Annotated in this window: 16 protein-coding genes and 1 pseudogene; 10 read left to right on the top strand and 7 right to left on the bottom strand. The window is 40.2% G+C overall.

Annotated elements, in window-relative coordinates:
* Window positions 1–4: 4 nt before the first annotated feature.
* Window positions 5–1,306, bottom strand: a complete 1,302-nt coding sequence (gene brnQ, locus DPV95_RS05265) for a branched-chain amino acid transport system II carrier protein (RefSeq protein ID WP_049367248.1) — start codon at window positions 1,304–1,306, stop codon at window positions 5–7.
* A gap of 201 nt (window positions 1,307–1,507) precedes the next feature.
* Here brnQ and nhaA point away from each other — a divergent pair, with 201 nt between their 5' ends.
* Window positions 1,508–2,692, top strand: a complete 1,185-nt coding sequence (gene nhaA / locus DPV95_RS05270; protein ID WP_049367247.1) for a Na+/H+ antiporter NhaA — start codon at window positions 1,508–1,510, stop codon at window positions 2,690–2,692.
* Between the two features lie 58 nt (window positions 2,693–2,750).
* Here the strand turns inward: nhaA and DPV95_RS05275 are convergent.
* Window positions 2,751–2,957 (bottom strand): annotated as a pseudogene (locus DPV95_RS05275) (Lrp/AsnC family transcriptional regulator); the annotation flags it as partial.
* Window positions 2,958–3,088: 131 nt separating this feature from the next.
* Here DPV95_RS05275 and rarD point away from each other — a divergent pair.
* The 3 genes from rarD to DPV95_RS05290 all read left to right on the top strand — a co-directional run bounded on the left by rarD (window position 3,089) and on the right by DPV95_RS05290 (window position 6,804).
* Window positions 3,089–3,964, top strand: coding sequence for an EamA family transporter RarD (gene rarD / locus DPV95_RS05280; RefSeq protein WP_049367246.1), 876 nt, complete (start codon window positions 3,089–3,091; stop codon window positions 3,962–3,964).
* Window positions 3,965–4,099: 135 nt separating this feature from the next.
* Window positions 4,100–5,269: an EmrA/EmrK family multidrug efflux transporter periplasmic adaptor subunit gene (locus tag DPV95_RS05285; protein ID WP_049367245.1), complete on the top strand. Its 1,170-nt coding sequence runs from the start codon at window positions 4,100–4,102 to the stop codon at window positions 5,267–5,269.
* Window positions 5,270–5,277: 8 nt separating this feature from the next.
* Entirely contained in the window at window positions 5,278–6,804 is a 1,527-nt protein-coding gene (locus tag DPV95_RS05290) for a DHA2 family efflux MFS transporter permease subunit (RefSeq protein WP_049367244.1), read from the top strand.
* Window positions 6,805–6,860: 56 nt separating this feature from the next.
* Here the strand turns inward: DPV95_RS05290 and uvrA are convergent, their stop codons facing one another.
* Window positions 6,861–9,692 (bottom strand): excinuclease ABC subunit UvrA, encoded by a 2,832-nt coding sequence (uvrA, locus tag DPV95_RS05295; RefSeq protein ID WP_049367242.1) that lies wholly within the window; start codon window positions 9,690–9,692, stop codon window positions 6,861–6,863.
* A gap of 161 nt (window positions 9,693–9,853) precedes the next feature.
* Here uvrA and DPV95_RS05300 point away from each other — a divergent pair, with 161 nt between their 5' ends.
* The gene (locus DPV95_RS05300) at window positions 9,854–10,321 is read left to right on the top strand and encodes a single-stranded DNA-binding protein (RefSeq protein WP_005699508.1); all 468 of its coding nucleotides are present in this window, start codon (window positions 9,854–9,856) and stop codon (window positions 10,319–10,321) included.
* Window positions 10,322–10,523: 202 nt separating this feature from the next.
* On the opposite strand, the gene DPV95_RS05305 is transcribed toward DPV95_RS05300, so the two are convergent.
* Together DPV95_RS05305 and DPV95_RS10685 are read right to left on the bottom strand one after the other, a co-directional pair.
* Window positions 10,524–12,287: a monovalent cation:proton antiporter-2 (CPA2) family protein gene (locus tag DPV95_RS05305; RefSeq protein WP_049367357.1), complete on the bottom strand. Its 1,764-nt coding sequence runs from the start codon at window positions 12,285–12,287 to the stop codon at window positions 10,524–10,526.
* Window positions 12,288–12,406: 119 nt separating this feature from the next.
* Complete coding sequence (locus DPV95_RS10685; protein WP_080351292.1) at window positions 12,407–12,841, bottom strand: transposase; 435 nt, start codon at window positions 12,839–12,841, stop codon at window positions 12,407–12,409.
* Window positions 12,842–13,508: 667 nt separating this feature from the next.
* Here DPV95_RS10685 and DPV95_RS05315 point away from each other — a divergent pair.
* Both DPV95_RS05315 and DPV95_RS05320 read left to right on the top strand, forming a co-directional pair.
* Entirely contained in the window at window positions 13,509–14,303 is a 795-nt protein-coding gene (locus tag DPV95_RS05315) for a formate/nitrite transporter family protein (protein ID WP_049364747.1), read from the top strand.
* A gap of 245 nt (window positions 14,304–14,548) precedes the next feature.
* A complete protein-coding gene (locus DPV95_RS05320) occupies window positions 14,549–15,622 on the top strand; it encodes a T6SS immunity protein Tli4 family protein (RefSeq protein ID WP_049368167.1) in 1,074 nt (357 codons plus the stop codon).
* Between the two features lie 494 nt (window positions 15,623–16,116).
* On the opposite strand, the gene DPV95_RS05330 is transcribed toward DPV95_RS05320, so the two are convergent.
* Both DPV95_RS05330 and DPV95_RS05335 read right to left on the bottom strand, forming a co-directional pair.
* Window positions 16,117–16,521: a pentapeptide repeat-containing protein gene (locus tag DPV95_RS05330; protein WP_049368166.1), complete on the bottom strand. Its 405-nt coding sequence runs from the start codon at window positions 16,519–16,521 to the stop codon at window positions 16,117–16,119.
* A gap of 184 nt (window positions 16,522–16,705) precedes the next feature.
* Window positions 16,706–17,074 carry a rhodanese-like domain-containing protein gene (locus DPV95_RS05335; RefSeq protein WP_049368165.1) on the bottom strand — a complete coding sequence of 123 codons (369 nt, stop codon included), beginning with the start codon at window positions 17,072–17,074 and terminating at the stop codon, window positions 16,706–16,708.
* 303 nt (window positions 17,075–17,377) lie between these two features.
* Between DPV95_RS05335 and ygiD the strand changes: the two genes are divergently transcribed.
* From ygiD to DPV95_RS05350, 3 genes are all read left to right on the top strand, one after another.
* The gene (gene ygiD, locus DPV95_RS05340; RefSeq protein WP_049368164.1) at window positions 17,378–18,163 is read left to right on the top strand and encodes a 4,5-DOPA-extradiol-dioxygenase; all 786 of its coding nucleotides are present in this window, start codon (window positions 17,378–17,380) and stop codon (window positions 18,161–18,163) included.
* Window positions 18,164–18,367: 204 nt separating this feature from the next.
* Window positions 18,368–19,426: a DNA cytosine methyltransferase gene (locus tag DPV95_RS05345; RefSeq protein WP_239660993.1), complete on the top strand. Its 1,059-nt coding sequence runs from the start codon at window positions 18,368–18,370 to the stop codon at window positions 19,424–19,426.
* A gap of 3 nt (window positions 19,427–19,429) precedes the next feature.
* Window positions 19,430–21,088 carry a TIGR02391 family protein gene (locus tag DPV95_RS05350; RefSeq protein ID WP_111406771.1) on the top strand — a complete coding sequence of 553 codons (1,659 nt, stop codon included), beginning with the start codon at window positions 19,430–19,432 and terminating at the stop codon, window positions 21,086–21,088.
* Window positions 21,089–21,243: the final 155 nt, after the last annotated feature.

The following is a 21,243-nucleotide window of genomic DNA, read 5'->3' on the forward strand; positions in this document are numbered from 1 at the left end:
TTTGTTATTTTGAAATCGTTTTCCCTAATAGTATGGAAAGCACTAAAGTACATAATGCGGGTACAAGCCACGCGAGCCCTTGTGAATAGAGCGGGAAATGAATCATGACTTGATGCAACCCTTCAGGCAAAACATCTAAGTTTTTCAAACTATCAACCAAACTAAAACAAACTGTCACAAAGATGGTTACGTAATAGCTCAATCGAATAGAAGGCAATTTATTACGCACAAGCTGTAAAACCACTAACATGATCGCCATTGGGTAAATCAACAACAAGGCTGGAATTGTCACTCGGAGTAATTTTGTTAAGCCATATTGTGAAATAATTGTCGTCATGGCGGTGAAGAAGACAATCCAAAATGGATAAGAAAAACGTGTCGAAAACTTGGAGAAATAATCACCACAAGCACTGGTTACGCCCACTAACGTGGTTAAACTTGCTAAAGTAATGATACCTGCCATGATCCAGGTTCCCGCCGTGCCGAATAAACTATTCACATAACGAGAGAAAATTTGTCCACCATTTGTTGCACCTTGTGCCACAGCATCAGAAGTCGCCCCTAAGTAGAATAAGGCAAAATATAGACAAGCTAATAAAATGACAGAAACAAAACCCGCTGAAATCGTATATTGAACAATCTTTTGTGGATTAGTCACATTTTTGGCAGACAACGCCCGTGCAACAATACCACCAAAGGCAATCGCAGCCAGAACATCCATCGTTTGATAACCACTAATTAAGCCTGTAGTTAATGCTGAATTCTCGGCATACGCCTGCGACGGAGCAACAATGTCAGAAAGAGGTGAAACAAAAACCGTGATCCCAACAACGAGTAATAATACCAACAATGCTGGCGTCATCACTTCACCCACCGTTGAAATAATGGTACTTGGGCGAATCATGAATCCCATCGCGATAATATTAAAGATCACAGAGAAAATAAGACGTGTCGTCGCACTATCTTCAACGAGCCCCAATGGTAACCATGCCATTTCATAAGCGACATTGGTAATTCGAGGCATTGCAAAGGTTGAACCGATGACTAAATAAAGAATGGTTAAAAAGGATACGCCTGCCCACTTGGGTAAGTCCTTAGTCAGTTCTTCGCCACGTCCTAACACTGACACCACAACCAATGTAATAAATGGCATGAGTACGCCTGTTATCACAAACCCTAGCGAAGCCGTTGCCCAATGGTTGCCTGCGGAGTACCCCTCCATCGGTGGGAAAATAATATTTCCCGCGCCTAAAAATAAAGCAAAAATCATCATACCCAGTACGATGATGTCTTTTTTTGAAAACATAAGTATTCTCGAATAAATAAATTTTAAGGATTTTACTATTAAATTGTTTTTTATTCCAAAAATGAAAATAAATTTTGTGAAACAGATCACGAAATCTATCACATTCCGATTAAATCACACATTATCCACAGCCTATTTCCCTAAATTAGTAAATTTGTGATAGTATCCAAGCTTTATTATTACTTTTTTAGGAGAAAATGAATGAATAAACTGAGTTTGATTCAACAAATTCAGCGTTTTTTCAAATTGGAATCAGCTGGCGGAATTTTATTACTTTTTTCAGCGGTAGTCGCAATGCTATTAGCCAATTCACCGCTCAATCAAAACTATAACGACTTTTTAAACTTACCAGTCAGCATTCAAGTAGGAACTTTTTCTATCGATAAAACCTTAATTCACTGGATCAACGATGGTTTTATGGCGGTATTCTTTGTTTTAGTGGGAATGGAAGTCAAAAGAGAATTATTTGAGGGCTCCCTTTCAAGCTATCAACAAGCGGTTTTCCCTGCCATTGCTGCCGTTGGCGGAATGGTTATTCCTGCCTTGGTTTATATTTTTATTGCACAACAAGATCCTACTTTAGCCGATGGCTGGGCAATCCCAATGGCAACCGACATTGCCTTTGTACTGGGCATCATGGCGTTATTAAGTAAACAAGTGCCACTCCCACTCAAGATCTTTTTACTTGCTTTAGCCATCATTGATGACTTAGGCGCGATTGTCGTGATTGCACTCTTCTTCTCCCATGGATTAAGCGTGCAAGCACTCGTCTTTGCTGCCATTGCAATTGCTGTACTTATTGCATTAAATCGCTTTAAAGTAACCGCACTTTGTGCCTATATGGTGGTAGGAACAATCTTGTGGGCTTCTGTATTAAAATCGGGCGTACATGCTACCCTTGCAGGCGTTATCATCGGGTTTTGTATTCCATTGAAAGGCAAAAATGGCGAAACACCGTTACATGACTTTGAACATATTCTTGCGCCTTGGTCATCCTTTGTTATCCTACCCTTATTCGCTTTTGCCAATGCGGGGGTAAGTTTTGATGGTATCGACTCAAGCATGCTTTCATCACCATTATTATTTGCGATTTCTTTAGGCTTAATTATCGGAAAACCACTTGGTGTATTTGGTTTCAGCTATCTTTCCGTTAAACTAGGCATAGCAAAACTTCCGCAAGGCATCAACTTCAAACAAATTTTTGCCGTGGCGATTTTATGTGGTATCGGTTTCACCATGTCAATGTTCTTAGCTAGCCTAGCCTTTAATGCTGATGCGGGTGAAAGCATTAATGCCCTTTCTCGATTAGGGATCTTATTAGGCTCCACTGTTTCTGCGATTGTGGGGTATATGGCGTTAAAAGCCACAACAACATTACCGAAATAACCGAGTCTTAATAAAAAAATCCTTTGCCACTTTAGCAAAGGATTTTCTTTTTTATTTACACAACTACACTAATACCTCTACCCACTGCCTTTGGCGATACCACTGCCACTTGCTTAGTAATAACCCCTTTTTCTGTCAGTAATTGAATTCGACGCTGACAGGTTGCTACCGAGCTATGCACTTTTTCCGCAAGCTCTTTTAATGGCAGAGTCGCATCTTGTTGGAGGATATTTAAAATATCCCGATCTAATTTATCTAATTCCATTTTTAATCCTTGAAAATAAATGCAAAATAATTCCAAAACTTGAGAAAAATAATCACCAATTATTTTATATTGAGAAAATTTACCACGCTAGACTTTTATAATGACGTTATCAAACCTAAGGAAATGATAAAATGGCTCAAGGTATTTTTCTCGGCATCATCTCGCAATTTTTATTTGGATTGCTATATCTATTCAGCTTATGGCTACAGCCGCTTAACGGTACGGATGTGTTTGCTTGTCGAATGGTCATGATGGTATTTGGACTCTTTTTGATTATCTTTCCTACTGTCGGTTGTCGTTCGTTATCAAAATTAGTCAATGAAACATTAGGCAAAGACAAAAAACGTTGGATGTTGTTTTTGCTCGGTACACTTGATGCTGGCAGTCAATTTTGGTTATTTATGTGGGCCCCCGTTAATGGCGAAGGAGTAAACATCGCTATGGGATATTTTTTATTCCCATTAGTGATGGCATTACTAGGGCGTATTTGGCTGAAAGAAACTCTTTCTACCATTCAAATTATCGCTTTATGTATTGCTGCCTGCGGTGTGGCACATGAATTGTGGCACAATCAAACCTTTTCATGGAGCAGTCTCTGGGTGTGCCTAGTGTATCCCTATTATTATTTAAGCCGTAAAGCCATGAAAATTCCTGCATTGCAAGGGATCACACTTGATGTATGCTTCATTGCCATTCCTTGTCTCATTTATTTGCTCATACAAGAACAGCAATTTTCTTTTGTAATCAGTGAAAGCCGATATTGGTATTTATTGCCTGCATTAGGTTTAGTGAGTGCAATCGGTTTGTCTGCCAATTTAAAATCAAGTCAACAAATTCCAGTCAGTGTGTTCGCCGTGCTCAGTTATCTCGAACCTACATTGCTCTTTTTAATTGCGATATTTTGGCTCAACACACAAGTTTCCCTTTCCGATTACTTTACTTATGTACCGATTTGGACCAGTTTGATTTTGCTTGGCATAAATGGCTTAATGAAAAAACATCATTAAAATTGACCACACTTTTATCTCAACAAGTGCGGTCATTCTTGAAATAATTCTAATTCACGTTCATAATGAACGAACATTCATATTTTATAGACTGAAGCCTTTTTTACTTCAGCATTTTCTCATAAGGCTCGCATTATGTCCGATCAACAAACAGATACACAAACTTCCTCAAATAATAAATCTCAACAACGTAAAAAAGGGCTTTCTATTTTTATTCTTTTGCTTCTTCTGATTGCAATCGGTTCTGCGGCTTATTGGTATTTCTTTATTAAAGGCTTTGAAGAAACGGAAGATGCCTATGTCAGCGGCAATCAGGTGATGGTCTCAGCACAGGTGGCAGGAAATATTGCGAAAATTAATGTCGATAATATGGATCCCGTACAAGCAGGCGATGTGTTATTAGAATTGGATGACACCAATGCCAAATTGAGTTTTGAGCAAGCAAAAAGCAATTTAGCCAATGCAGTTCGCCAAGTTTCTCAACTGAATTACACCGTAAAACAATTGAAATCTGCTGTTCGTGCGAATGAAATTACCCTTGCTCAAGCACAAGGAAACTTGAACCGTCGTGTGCAATTAGTCAAAGATGGGGCGATTGATAAAGAATCTTTCCAACACGCCAAAGAAGCTGTAGAGCTAGCAAAAGCGAACTTAACCACCTCACAAAATCAGCTTGGCGCAAATCAAGCGCTATTGTTAGACGGTCCGTTAAGTGAACAACCGCAAATTCAAAGCGCAATCAGTAATTTAAAACAAGCTTGGCTAAATTTAGAACGCACAAAAATCCGCAGTCCAATTAAAGGTTATGTGGCTCGTCGCAATGCGCAAGTGGGGCAAGCGGTGTCTGTTGGTGGTGCATTAATGGCAGTGGTGACTACCGAGCAAATGTGGTTAGACGCCAACTTCAAAGAAACACAATTAACCCATATGCGAATTGGTCAGCCGGTTGAAATTCATTTCGACCTTTATGGCAAGGATAAAACCTTTAATGGAAAAGTGGTCGGAATTGAAATGGGTACGGGCAGTGCATTCTCATTATTACCCACTCAAAATGCGACGGGGAACTGGATCAAAGTGGTGCAGCGTGTGCCTGTGCGTATTCAATTAGATCCGCAACAACTGGCTGAAAATCCATTACGCATCGGTCTTTCTGCCACTGTGAAAGTAAATGTGAGTGATAGTAAGGGTGAAACCTTGCGTGACCAAGCGCCTGCTACAACGCTTTATTCCACAAATGTACTGCAATATGATGAAAGTGCGGTCAATAATTTGATCGAATCTATTATTCGCGATAATAGCTATTAGGTTCCGTTATGCCGCAATCTCATTTCAAACCGCTACAAGGCGGTGCGTTAGCGATGCTTACATTGGTGCTTTCATTAGCCACCTTTATGCTCGTGCTAGACTCCACCATCGCTAACGTAGCCATTCCAACCATAGCTGGTGATTTAGGTGCGTCATCGAGCCAAGGAACGTGGGTGATCACCTCGTTCGGTGTGGCAAATGCTATCTCGATTCCGATAACGGGCTGGCTGGCAAAACGTTTTGGTGAAGTGCGGTTATTTTTAATCGCAACGCTATTATTCGTGCTAGCCTCTTGGCTTTGTGGTATTGCAAATAGCTTGGAAATGTTGATCGTTTTTCGCGTCCTTCAAGGTGCGGTAGCCGGCCCAATTATCCCCCTTTCTCAAAGCTTATTATTGAATAACTACCCGCCTGAAAAACGCGGAATGGCATTGGCTTTTTGGTCAATGACGATCGTCGTCGCCCCAATTTGTGGTCCGATTTTAGGCGGTTGGATCAGCGATAATATTCACTGGGGTTGGATTTTCTTTATCAACGTTCCGATTGGGCTTGCCGTTGTCTTAATCAGTTGGAAAATTTTAGAAGGCCGAGAAAGTAGAATTTCTCATCAACCAGTTAACACTATTGGGCTTATTTTATTGGCGCTTGGCGTCGGTGCGTTGCAATTAATGCTGGATCAAGGTCGTGAGCTAGATTGGTTTAATTCCACTGAAATTGTGGTACTTACCATTATCGCGGCGGTAGGTTTAATCGCCCTCATCATTTGGGAACTCACGGACGATAATCCAGTTGTGGATGTTTCCTTATTTAAATCCCGAAATTTCACCGTAGGTTGTGTTTCAACCAGCCTTGCTTTCTTGGTGTATTCAGGGACGGTCGTGCTTATCCCTCTTCTGCTCCAACAGGTTTACAACTATACAGCAACATGGGCGGGACTTGCGGCAGCTCCAGTAGGATTATTGCCGATTCTACTTGCACCGATTATAGGGAAATTCGGCAATAAAATTGATATGCGGATTTTAATCACCATCAGTTTTATGGTTTATGCGCTGACCTTTTATTGGCGAGCTGTGACCTTTGAACCTGAAATGACCTTTATGGATGTGGCATTACCGCAATTTGTGCAAGGCTTAGCCGTTGCTTGCTTCTTTATGCCACTGACAACCATTACCCTTTCAGGTTTACCACCTGAAAAAATGGCTTCGGCGTCGAGCTTATTTAATTTTCTCCGAACCCTTGCCGGCTCAATAGGCACATCACTTACTACTTTTATTTGGTATAATCGCGAAGCCGTGCATCACACGCAACTCGCAGAAGTCATTAATCCATATAATCCGATTTCCCAACAATTCTTCCAAACTATGGGGAGTTTTGGTTTAAGTGAAGAACAAACGGCATCATATATTGCCAGACAAATCACTGCTCAAGGCTTTATTATTGGTGCCAATGAAATCTTCTTAGTTTCTGCGATAACGTTCATTTCCTTGGTTGTTCTCATTTGGTTTGCTAAACCACCGTTCAGTAGCAAACATTAAAAACATCCAAAAAAATAACCGCACTTTAATGATGTTCAAAAGTGCGGTTGGTTTTTCTAGCCTTTTGTTAAGATGTCTTTTAGGAATCTCGCGGTGTGCGAGCCTTTGACTTTAGCGACCTCTTCTGGTGTGCCTGTCGCGATGATTTGACCACCGCCACTGCCCCCTTCTGGCCCAAGATCCACAATCCAGTCTGCAGTTTTGATCACATCTAAGTTGTGTTCGATCACCACGATAGTATTGCCTTGATCGCGCAAGCGATGTAACACTTCGAGCAGTTGTTTAATATCGGCAAAATGCAAACCAGTTGTCGGTTCATCCAAAATATAAAGGGTTTTACCGGTATCGCGTTTTGAAAGCTCTGTCGCTAACTTAACGCGTTGTGCCTCACCACCTGAAAGCGTGGTAGAAGACTGACCTAAACGAATATAAGACAAGCCTACATCCATCAAGGTTTGCAGTTTACGAGCAATCATTGGAATCGCATCAAAAAACTCACGCGCCTCTTCTACCGTCATATCTAATACTTGGTGAATAGTTTTACCTTTATAACGGATCTCCAAGGTTTCACGGTTATAGCGTTTACCTTTACATTGATCACAAGGCACATACACATCCGGCAAGAAGTGCATTTCTACTTTTAGTACGCCATCACCTTGGCATGCTTCACAACGACCACCGCGTACGTTAAAGCTAAAGCGTCCTGGGTTATAACCACGCGCACGCGCTTCTGGCACGCCCGCAAATAATTCACGAATTGGGGTAAATAAGCCCGTGTAAGTCGCAGGGTTAGAACGTGGTGTACGACCGATCGGACTTTGGTTAATATCGATCACTTTGTCAAAATATTCCAAGCCTTCAATGGATTTATAAGGCGCAAAATCCGTTTTTTCCGCACGATTTAAAGCATTTTGTGCCAATGGGAATAACGTATCATTGATTAGCGTTGATTTGCCTGAACCTGACACCCCTGTGATGCAAGTAAATAAGCCCACTGGGATCTCTAAATTCACACCTTTCAGATTATTCCCTGTCGCACCTTTTAATTTTAAAAGTTTGCTTTTATCAAGTGCGGTTCGTTTTTTCGGAATTTCAATTTTTTCTTCGCCTGATAAGAACTTACCCGTAATCGAATTTGGGTTCGCCATAATCTCTTTGGCCGTCCCCTGAGCAATCACTTGGCCACCGTGTACACCTGCTCCAGGGCCAATATCAATAATATGATCGGCTTCTCGAATGGCATCCTCATCGTGTTCCACCACGATCACGGTGTTGCCCAAATTACGCAAATGAATCAACGTATTTAACAGACGCTCATTATCGCGTTGATGCAAACCGATAGAAGGCTCATCCAACACATACATGACACCCACTAAGCCCGCACCAATCTGACTCGCAAGACGGATACGTTGCGCTTCACCGCCTGAAAGGGTCTCGGCTGAGCGAGAAAGGGAAAGATAATTTAAGCCTACATTCACTAAGAATTCTAACCGCTCTCTGATCTCTTTCAGGATTTTTTCCGCAATTTGTGCTTTTTGACCGGTTAAAGTAAGCCCTTGGAAAAACTCGAGGCTTTCACCAATGCTTTTCTCTGAAATTTGAGGCAAGTTAACGTTACCGATATACACGTTGCGAGCTTCTGGACGAAGACGCGAGCCGCCACAATCCACGCAAGGGCGGTTACTGATATTTTTCGCCAATTCTTCGCGCACAGACATGGATTCCGTTTCTTTATAACGGCGTGCCATATTATTCAAAATCCCTTCAAAAGGATGTTTGCGGATCACCACATCACCACGATCATTCATGTATTGGAATTCAATTTCTTCTTTGCCTGAGCCGTGCATCACAATATCTTTAATTTTTTGAGGCAAATCTTCGTATGGCGTTTCAATATCAAATTTATAATGTTTCGCCAACGAAGTAAGCATTTGGTAATAATAGAAATTGCGACGATCCCAACCTTTCACCGCACCGCCTGCGAGGGAAATGCTTTCATTTTGCACCACTCGGCTTTCATCAAAGAACTGCTGTACACCTAAGCCATCACAAGTTGGACACGCCCCTGCTGGGTTATTAAATGAGAATAAGCGAGGCTCTAATTCCGGTACAGAATAGCCACAATGCGGACAAGCAAAGTTTGCCGAGAAAACCAATTCTTCAGCTTTAGGATTATCCATATCTGCCACAACCGCTGTACCACCCGAAAGCTCTAAAGCTGTCTCAAAGGATTCGGCTAAACGTGTAGCTAAATCTGACCGCACTTTAAAACGGTCCACCACCACTTCAATGGTATGTTTTTTCTGTAAAGCAAGTTCTGGCGGATCGGATAAATCACAAATCTCACCATCAATTCTTGCGCGAATATAACCTTGTGCTGCCAAGCTATCTAACAGCTTAACGTGCTCACCTTTACGGTTTTTCACTACGGGTGCTAGCAACATCATTTTGCTTTCTTCAGGCAAGCTTAAAACTTTATCCACCATTTGGCTGATGGTTTGTGCCGTTAATGGCACATCATGATCAGGACAACGCGGCTCCCCTACGCGAGCAAACAGCAAACGCAGATAATCGTAAATTTCGGTGATAGTGCCCACGGTTGAACGCGGGTTATGAGAAGTAGATTTTTGCTCAATAGAAATCGCTGGCGACAAGCCCTCAATCGAATCCACATCTGGTTTTTCCATCAAAGAGAGGAATTGACGCGCATAAGCAGAAAGCGATTCCACATAACGGCGCTGCCCTTCCGCATAAAGCGTATCAAATGCTAAAGAAGATTTGCCCGAACCGGACAAGCCTGTAATGACAATTAATTTATCGCGCGGAATGGTTAAATTGATGTTTTTGAGGTTGTGGGTTCTTGCCCCACGAATGTCGATAGTATCCATAAAAAAGCGATTGCCTTAAGAAAATAAATTCAAAAATTGCGACCATTATCGCATATTTCAATATCTGTGCAAATATCCAGTTAATTTTTATGGATCTTTTGTTTCATTTAAGGCAAAATAGCCAAAATTTTTCACCTTATTTCTAAAATATAGAGGATTCTATGGCAGGTATTAATAAAGTAATCATCGTGGGTAATTTAGGTAATGATCCTGAAATCCGCACGATGCCAAATGGCGAAGCGGTAGCAAATATTAGCGTGGCAACAAGTGAAAGCTGGACAGATAAAAACACAGGCGAACGCCGTGAAGTGACCGAATGGCACCGTATCGTGTTATATCGTCGTTTAGCGGAAATTGCGGGACAATACTTACGCAAAGGTTCACAAGTTTATGTTGAAGGTCGTTTAAAAACCCGTAAATGGCAAGATAACAATGGTCAAGATCGTTACACCACTGAAATCCAAGGTGATAACTTACAAATGTTAGGTGGTCGTAATCAAGAGATGGGCGGTTATGCACCAGCTCAATCAGCACCACAACCAAGCTATCAATCTCGTCCAGCACAATCTGCGCCAACACCACAAGCTGAGCCACCAATGGACGCATTTGACGACAACATTCCATTCTAAGTTACATATAATTTAAAAATAAAAGCGTTGTTCTATGTGACTAGAACAACGCTTTTTCTATACATGCAAGCAGTCAGATTTTTATAACTTTTAGCAAAAACACCTGAAAATTTGACCGCTCTTGGGCGTAAAAAGTGCGGTGGAATTTTTGCAATTTTTCGCTTAAATTCCATCGCTTGTAGCTACAAAAGTGCGCTCTATTTTACGAATTTTTCTTTATATTCCCCAACAGTAATCTGCGCCCTTCAAATTCCTTGCCGGCAATTTCCAAAGCGAAGCGTTCTTTGTCGGCGTCGCGTACTTTGTCGTGTACGGCACGTAATTCCTGCACGCTAGCACCCAATGCCTTGACGATTTCATCGCCCATTTTCATGGAAGAATAGAAGGTTTCGCGCACTACGAAATCCGCTTCCGCTTTCACTAGGGCCAGCGCATTGCGTCTGTCCCAGGCGCGCACGAACACCTTGGCGTTCGGGTTGATATGATGAATATTTTCCACAATTCTGACCGCACTTTCTCCGTTGTCCACGCATACCGCTACGATGTTGGTGTGTTCCACGCCGCTGGCATGTAGCACGTCGGCGCGGGTAGCTTCGCCGTAATAGACTTTGAAACCGTATTCGCGTGCGACGTTGATGATGTCGGGATCGTTGTCCAGAATAGAAATGGTGGCACCGTAGGCTAGCGGCATTTGGCTGACCACCTGCCCCATGCGCCCGAATCCGATAATCAGCACGTTGCCGTTGAGTTCACCCGCATGTTCTTCCACATCGTCCACTGCCGCAGCTGCGCGGGGTTCTTTGACACAGCGGTCGAACAGCATAACGCAGAAGGGTGTCGTAATCATGGAGAGCACCACGATTGCCGTCATATTCGCTAGCACTTCCGCATTAATCGCCCGTTGTGCGGCAGCGGAGGCGAGTAATACGAAGGCGAATTCACCGCCCTGCGACATCAGTACGGCGCGGTGTATCGCGGTGTAATGGCTTGCTTTGGCAAAACGCGCCACTCCATAAATGGCAAGGCATTTCAAGATAATCATCAGTACAGTGGCGGAAAGAATTACCTTCCAGTTATTGAGCACCGTTGCCACATCCAGCGACATCCCGACAGCTAAGAAAAACAGCCCGAGCAAAAGGCCTCGGAACGGTTCGATATCCGCTTCAAGCTGATGACGGAAGTCGGATTCCGACAGCAGCACTCCCGCCAGAAACGCCCCCATCGCCATAGACAGACCGCCCAGCTCCATTAAATAAGCCGCACCGAGTACCACCAGCAGCGCGGCGGCAGTCATCACCTCGCGTGCTTTGGATTTTGCCAGAATTTTAAACAGCGGATTGAGCAGCCAAATACCTGTCGCAATCAACGCTGCCAAAGAAAGCGCGGCAACACCGATTTTCTGCCATAGCGGTACGGCATCGGCAACGGCATTGGGATTATCGGGTGCTAGAAATGCTACAATCGCCAGCATGGGCACAATCAGCAAATCTTCAAACAGCAAAATGGAGACAATGCGCTGACCTTGCGGTGTGCTGATTTCATGACGTTCGTCCATAATCTGCATGACCATTGCGGTGGAGGTGAGTGTAAAACCTACCGCCGCAATAAACGACATCACTAAAGAAAAACCATAAGCTAGCCCGATTAGGGTAAGGAACAGACTGGAAATCGTCACCTGCAGGGTACCCAAGCCGAAAATCTGATTACGCAATTTCCATAAATGCGACGGCTTCATTTCCAGCCCGATCAAAAACAGAAACATCACCACGCCGAATTCCGCAATATGCAAAATAGCGTGGGAATCGGTAATGAGCTTTAATCCGAAGGGTCCGATAACCAGCCCCGCAGCCAAATAACCCAGAATCGAGCCTAGACCTAAACGTTTAAATAACGGCACGGCAACTACCGCCGCCCCCAATAACACCACCACGTGCAATAAATCGCTGTCAGCCGCTTCTACCGCCATAATTCCTGCCTTTGTTAATTCATAAAAATTTTTCGTATTATAAAGAAAAATCGCCGTAACACAAGAAAGCCGTCATTTGACGGCTTCCTCTAAGAAGAGTGCGGTCGGTTTTTGTTAATTTATTGCACTTTGCCGTCGATTTCGATCGGGGTATATTCCACCGGCACCCAAGTATAGCTGCCGTTGCTTTCGGCACGGATGTGTCCGATGCCGGGGAAGGGCATATGTGCGCCAGCTATCCAGATTTTACGTGTGGCGGCATCTTTGAGCGCGGCTTGGCGGCTGGCGCGTGCCTGTTTGGGGTCGCTGTCAAACTCAATGGCGATTTCGGGATCGGAGAGTCTGTGCCATTGTCCGAGCAGGACGGCTTTGAACATGGACAACAGGGGATAGGCGGGACGGTCGCGGTGGTCTCGGAGATAACGGGTTCTTTGACGGTTCAGGTACTGTTCGATCGGTTGCCAATCAATCACCTGATCCAACTTCAATAGAGGGAAGCGGTCGATGTGTTTGGCAATCACGGCTTGGGCGGTTTGCCGGAAGAAGGTGCTCATGGAAAATCCTCTAAATGTCTTGGTGGGAGTTTAGGGGGATTTTGCAAAGATCTCGGTGTATAGGAAGGAATTTGGCGGTAAAGTATTTGCGATATTCCTTATGCTTTTATCAAATTGCTGTTCAGAGCTGCTATGGAGCGTTTTGATGTTGATTGGCATATCGCTTTGCAGCCATTTTGTCATTGCGCGATGACAAAACGATAGCGAAATAGTGACAAAATGTGCGCGAGATTATAACGCCGTGTAAAAAATAAGATCTAAAATTTGGTCTTTTTCACTTTATTTTTACATATTTATGCGATAAATTGAAATATTAAAATCAACTAATTGATTTTGAGCGATTATACAATTTACATTTTTCTATAATATAGAAACAACCATTCTAAGTTACATATAATTTAAAAATAAAAGCGTTGTTCTATATCACTAGAGCAACGCTTTTTTATACATACAAGCAGTCAGATTTTTATAACTTTTAGCAAAAACACCTGAAAATTTGACCGCTCTTTTTTCTCCTCCCCAAAAAACTCAAACACCTAATTTTAGGTTCGGATTATTATTCAATTTCGTTATAACTAAAAATCAATATATATACTTAACAATTCTTTCGGTTTTACTATGTGGTTTGCTACATTTTTACCATCTTATTTTCACTAGAGGTACAATTATGCAGCATCGCGATCTTTATCCCCATGAAATCTTACAAGATGTTATTGATAAAAGTTATGCTAAGTCGGAAGGACACCTAAAAACACTGGCTATTTTAAGTTTTTTAGGTGGTGGCTATGTGAGTTTTGGTTATATGGCCTATTTAAAAGTCGTGAGCGGTATTCCTCCAGAGTGGAGTGGGCTATCAACATTACTTGGTGCAGCCGTGTTTCCTATTTGTTTGATTTGTATTCTAATCGGTGGTGGTGAATTAGCCACGGGAAATATGATGATGATGGCATTAGGCCGCTTAACAAAAAGAGTAAGCCTTAAAAAATTATTTCGTAACTGGATTGTTGTGAGTTTAGGCAACCTGCTCGGTGCACTGTTTATGGCATATTTCTTAGGGCATTATGTCGGTTTATCAGAAGGTGCTGCCTCTGCTAAAACCATTGCTATCGCCGAGGCAAAAGTGCAAATGGATTTTGGTCGCGCCTTTGTTTCTGCTATTGCCTGTAACTGGATGGTCTGCATGGGGATTTGGTTCTATTTTGGCGCCAAACAAACCTCCGGTCGTATCCTCGCCATATGGTTCCCAGTGATGATTTTTGTGCTTATCGGATTACAACACTTTGTCGCCAATATGTTTATTATTCCAGCTGGGATTTTTGCTGGTGCTAATGTAACTTGGAGCCAATTCTTCTTCAATATGATTCCTGTCTTTTTAGGCAATGTCACGGGTGGTGCAGCATTTGTCGGCGCGTCTTATCTTTATGCTTATCGTCACTTATTAAAAGAAGATTATTGTATTTAGTAAACGAAAATCTACCGCACTTTGGCGTGAAAAAGGTCTTTTGAAATGTCAACAGGCCTTTTATTCTCTCTAAAATGCATTGAATCCCCTCTTAATTAACTCAATATCCTTCTAAATAGTGTAAAGTTGCACTTTACACTAAAAACATGTAAACTCATCATATTAAGATCAATATGGAAAGAAAAGTATTAGCCGAATTTCCATTTTATTTAGCATTCTCAAATTTACAGTAAGGAAGAGATCACATGCCGAAGATGAAAATTTCTAAATTGATGTTTTATAGCACTGTTTTAACTAGTGTTATGTTGTCTTCTTGTAGTCAACACGCCCAAACCCACTCAACAGTTGAAAATACAGCGAGCAATTATGCTCAAAAAGCGGCTACGTACTGGACTGAGCAGCCATTTTGCAGCGGGCGTTACCAAATTAATTTACCTGCCAACCGTATAAGTGGGACTGGTTGGCTTAAATACAATGGTTGGCAAATAAGAGTGCGACCAGATTATTGGAATCTAGAAGTAGAATCCGTATTAGAGGTTAAAGAAAAAGGATATAACGGAAGCGAGAGTTTTATAGAAAACCGCACTATTATTCCTAATAAAGCGATAGCGATGGTCACACAGGCTCCTGGTTCATGGGAACACGCGGTGTCAAAGCACCTAAAAGGTATGATCTATTATGTCACGTTCTATTTCAAGTTAGGCAAGAATGATGCTTATTCCATTCAAACCCTGTCAAGCATTATGCCTGTTAACGGCAAAGCTCCCCCAAACCTTAAGCAGCTGGAAAAAAGTAAAGTTGACGAAGCTATTGGGCATATGCGGAATGATTTTTTCGACAAGCTGAGAGATCGTAAAGATAGTGAAATGCCACAGCAACAAGGTGTCTGTTTAACAGAAGGATTTATTGCCGATAAGGGAACTGAGCCGTTTTTTGGCAGTGCGGGCATCAAAATCAAAGACTATAAAGACGTTTATGCCGAGCTAACGACAGGTGGAGCTTTGGAGGAAGGTGATAAACCACTATTAGAACGAGATCTTTTCGCTAAAGATAGTGCCTGGGATAAACTCCTCTCGTGGGCGAAATACAGCACCATCCGCAAAGGAAAACGCGATATTAATGGTATGGCGGGTAATGAAAAATTGGTGAAATGGCAAGGAAAACGCTATCTATTTATCTGGGAAAAAGATGATGGCAGCGTGAGATTTAAGATGACTTTCGGTACTAATAAGAAAAATACCAAGGGTTCGCCACTCAGTGAGAAAGAGGCTTTAACCGCTTGGGATGCAATATTGCCGACATTGAAAAAACGACTTTAAACAACGACTACTACAGTTAAATTAAAGTAAAAATACAAGCGGTCAATTTTTGAAGAGCATTTGCAAAAATACTGGAAAATTTGACCGCACTTTAGAATATAGAAGGTTTCGTTACTCATTTAACTGGTTGTTATGGGCGTTATAAGGAAGAAGTCACCTACAATAACTAATTATCAATAATGTATCTTTTTGCTCGATTTATTATATCTTTATAATCTTCCATAAAAGGTTCTTCTAATACAGACTCTAATAAACACTCTAAGTTAGATAATATCTTTTGTTCAGCCTTATCACTTAGTTCATTATCTTTATTAAACTTAACGATCCATTCAAAAAAACCAATACCTCATCACCGTTTAATTTTAAAATATAATCGTTAGATTCTTTTCTTATATCCATAACATTATAACCTTAGTAGGCAAGTTAAATTATCAAATCAACTATAACTTAGTCTAAAGACTTTACACATATTTCACATACGTAATAGATACAAATCAACAACTTACACTTTCATCTGAAGAAAATATGTTATCACCAATAAAACAATTTTTAAAAGTGCAATTACGTATTACATTATCTTCTATATGCATCGCCCTAAATACACAATCAGTAAAGGTACAATTGGTAAATCTTGTATTGCTAAACATTGTTGCGATAAAAGAACAATTAACAAAACTACAGTTAGTAAATGAGCTATACATTATGAAAGCGCCACGAAATGAGCTCAAAGAAAATTTAACATTAATGACTTCCTTATGAGATATTTCATATCTATGAAAATCAATATTAGTTACATGAGTAAACTCACCTGAAATAAAGGCATCCAAATCTTTTACATCAACCTTAGTTAAAGATTTTGTTATATTTGAAAGTAATTTTTTAATTTCATCTGATATCATTTTACTACCACTAATCTAGAGGTCCGTTGGAAACTCTCTCAAAGATATTCTTGATATAGTCTCCCCACATTAGTATAGAAGGATTGATTAGATATTAGTCTATCATGGTTTGTTGAAAAAAATCGTATACAAAAAATCCCCTAAATACTTATCTAGGGGATTTTTGCTTTAAATAATATGTTATCTATTTCAAACCTTTTTTTACCAAATCTTCATAACCACCATGATTGGTGACATTGGTATAGCCTGCATTTTTCAGCTCAGTGAGTGCGGCTTCGGCACGGCGACCGCTACGGCAATAAAGGTTAATCGGTGCATCTTTATCTGAGCCAATCGCTTTAACACCTTCAATGATTTTATCATGTGGAATATTCACCGCACCTTGTAAATGACCAGCATTAAACTCCTCAGCTGAACGTACATCAATCCAAACGCCTTTTGCTTTTTCAGGTTGTACCGCACTTTGTTCTGTTTGTGGCGCAGTATTCGCAGAAGCAAAAAAAGGTACAGCAATGGCTGCCGCAGAAAGTACCGCTGTGAATAATTTTTTCATTATTCAATCTCCTATTAAATAGAAATAATATATTTACCTAAATAAATTTAGGGGTTATGTAAAACTAATAGTCATCATACGCCTAAATATAAAGATAATAAACTGTAAATGAAGTAAATTTTAAGTAAAATTTTCGTAAAATTTAACCGCACTTTGTAATATTTACCTTATTTAACACATCAATCTCTCTAAACCTCATTATTCATTATTTCTGATTAGTAAAAGATGTTGTTCATAAAGTAGTATTTTTCACACAAAGATTTAACCGTACAATCTGCCCCATCAAATATTGAGGAGAAAATAATGAAAAAAATGCCTGTATTGTTTGTTGGGCATGGTAGCCCGATGAACGTGTTAGATAAAGAAAACCCGTTCAATCAGAATTTCAGCCTAATTACACAAAACTTTCCAAAACCCAAAGCCATTTTGATGATTTCAGCGCATTGGTACAGCAGCCGTTTGCAGGTGACATCAGGTGAACACCCTGAAATGATTTACGATTTCTACGATTTTCCTGATGAACTCAGCCAAGTGCAATATCCTGCGCCCGGTTCGCCTGAGTTAGCAAAGCAAGTGCAGTCATTATTACAGCCAGAAAATGTTGAGCTAAATCCAACGCGTGGTTTTGATCATGGTGCTTGGGCGGTGTTGAAATATCTCTATCCTGATGCTGATATTCCCTTGGTGCAACTGAGCCTTAACCGCTTGCAATCAGCAGAATGGCATTTCAATTTGGCAAAAAAATTATCTGCTTTGCGAGAACAAGGTGTGTTGATTATTGGCAGTGGCAACATTGTGCATAATCTAAGAGCGATAAGTTGGGAACATATCGACCAAATCGGTGCAGGTTATGACTGGGCGTTTGCTTTCCGTGAAACAGTCAATCAAGCAATTGCGACACAAGATGATAAAACTTTGGTGCATTATGAACAGCTAGGCGAAAAAGCTGAGCTTTCTGTCCCAACACCAGATCATTACTTGCCGTTGCTTTACATTATGGCGTTACGCGAATCGCAAGACGATATTACGTTTTTCAACGATAACTTGATTGCTGGTTCGCTCAGTATGACGTCGGTTTTAGTGGGATAAAATATTTACAAAAACATTTGGAAATCTGACCGCACTTTATAAATTTTGAAACACAAAAATACACATTTAATCTTAAAATAGTAAAATTGCCCCTGAAAATAAGTAGCCTATATAATGAGAAAAAAACAAAAAAATGTTACTATCAACAAATAGTAAAAAATAGTAAATTAATTCCATTTAATAAAAAATATGAAGAATAATCTATTGAAAGCAGTTGATTTCTTCTGCGGTGGCGGTGGCATGAGTTATGGTTTACAAAATGCGGGCATTCAGATTCTCGCAGGAATTGACTATGAAATTAGCTGTAAGGAAACCTATGAGGCAAATATCAAGAACGCCAAATTTATCCATGCAAATGTTTTCGAATTAACAGAAAAGGAATTAGAGAGTACGCTTAATCTTTCCAAAAATGATGACGACTTAATATTGATTGGTTGTAGCCCATGTCAGTATTGGAGCGTTATTCAAACCAGCAAAAAAAAATCCGAACAATCTAAAAACTTATTATCTGAATTTCAACGATTTGTCGAATATTTTACTCCAGGTTATGTCGTTGTGGAAAACGTTCCTGGTGTTTTTAGTCGTCGTAAAGAAAGCGGTTTGGACGTTTTTATCGAAAAACTGGAATCTTTGGGTTATGTCGTTCATTTCGATATTCACAATACGAAGAACTATGGTGTACCACAAAGCCGAAAACGTTTTACATTAGTGGCAAATAGGGTTACAGAAGACAAGCTTGAGCCGATTGAGTTACAAGATAAAGTATTGACTGTTAGGGATGTTCTTGGCGTAGAAAACGGATTTCCAAAAATACCAGCTGGGTATCAAGATGGAAGCGATTATATGCACAGTTGCGCAGGGCTTTCCGAGATCAATCTACAACGTTTGAAATTGATACCAAAAGATGGTGGTAACCGTTCAGCGTTCGCCGATTGTCCTGATTTGCAATTAAAATGTTTTATCGGAAAAGACGATAGTTTCAAAGACACTTTTGGTCGATTATGGTGGGATCGACCAGCTCCAACCATCACAACCAAATTTTTCAGCATTTCCAACGGTCGTTTCGTTCATCCCGAAGAAGATCGTGCCCTATCTTTGAGAGAAGGCGCAACATTACAATCTTTTCCTAAAACTTATGTTTTCAAAACAAACAGCAGAGATAAGATCGCACGATTAATAGGTAATGCAGTTCCTCCCAAATATGCGGAACAAATCGGTAAGGCAATAGTTAATAATGCCTATAGAACTAAATATGGAGAATAAAAAATGCCTGACAAACAATTAAAAATGAGTTTTCAACCGACCGTAATCGAGCATCTTGGTGTAAAAATGTATTCACATACCGTACCAGCTATCGCAGAACTTGTGGCAAATGCCTATGATGCTGGAGCAACAGTTGCGGAGGTTCTGCTTTATGACAAACCAGAACATAAAATAGTTATAAAAGATGACGGCACAGGGATGAGCTTTGATGAAATTAATGATTTTTATCTAAGAATTGGTAGAAATAGACGTAGAGAAAATCAACCTTCTTGCTTAAATAGAAAGCCTACTGGAAAAAAAGGATTAGGCAAGTTAGCATTATTTGGTTTAGGAAATAGAATTGAAATATCTACTGTAAAGGATGGTGAACAGGTTACTTTTATTTTGGATTATGCCGATATTTTACAGAGTGAAGGAGATTATGAACCTAAATTCGATAGTAACCCCGTAGACTCGTCCGTTCCGAATGGAACAGTCATTACCTTAACAGAATTGACAAAAAAACAAGGCTATCCATTAGATAACTACACAGATCATCTTGCAAGGTTATTTGATTTCCCAGATCCTAACTTCATCATCAAAATTAGTTTAAATGATGGGGAACCCAAAATTATAGATAGTATGTTGAAGTATAAATCCGTAACTCCCCAATTTGAATGGAAATATGAAGAGCTAATTCTTACGGACGTATTGGCAGAAAAAGCTGAAAAATATATGTCCTCTGGACTAATTAAAGGTAAATTCATCACTACAGAAAAACCCTTAAAAAATAATATGAAAGGTATTACGCTTTTTGCAAATGGGCGTATGGTTAATGCTCCTGAGTTTTTCAGAAGTAGCGAATCCAGCCACTTTTATTCTTACTTAACAGGGTGGTTAAATGTCGATTTTATCGATGATGATCATGAGGATTTGATCTCTACGGATCGAACTTCTTTAGATTGGAAACAACCTATTACAACGATGTTAAGAGAGTTTTTAGGAGAAGTTGTTATCGCTATTGAACGGGATTGGAGAAAAAAAAGAAGAGAACATCAAGATAAAAATATTCAAAATAAGAATAATATTAATATTAAAGATTGGAAAAATAAACTTCCAGAGGAAATACGAGCCCCAATTAATAATATTTTAAATAAGGTTAGAAATTCTGAATTAGCTAATGATGAACAAGCAGATTTAATTAAAGATTTACATGGTTTGATTCCAGAGTATCCTTATTACCATTGGAGAGGCTTACATTCAGAAATCAAAGATGCCTCAAAAAATTATTATGAGCAACAAGACTATTATCAAGCATTTACTGAAAGCATAAAAAGATATATCGCCAACACTCGGGAAAAATCAAAAAGTACACAATCTTCTGAACAAGGACTAATGGGAGATGCGTTTGGCGGAGATAAATCTAAAAGAAAATTAACGGTTACAAGAAAACGCCAACTCAAACCAAATGGACAACCATTTACCGAAAATACATTATTTGCAATAGAAGAGGGTCAAAAATTTCTTTCAATGGGGGTAGTAAGCGGTTGCCGTAATCCACTTGCTCATGAAGAAATTAAAGATTTAAAGAATTCTAGTTTATTTACAGAGAAAGATTGTTTAGATGCATTAGGTTTGTTATCTCATCTACAACGAAGATTAGAAGAATCTGAGCCTGAATAATTTTCGGATGGCTAATAAAGCTTTCCATCCAAAGTGCTGGAATCATGTCAAAATAAAATATCAAATCTAAAATGTTCACTAGAGCATTTTTCAATTTTCCTTTTTATAAAAATAATACAAACCGAATAAACTATAAAAAAGACAATCTTTTCAGA

The sequence above is a fragment of the Haemophilus parainfluenzae genome, from assembly GCF_003252755.1.
Classification (GTDB): Bacteria; Pseudomonadota; Gammaproteobacteria; order Enterobacterales; family Pasteurellaceae; genus Haemophilus_D; species Haemophilus_D parainfluenzae_N.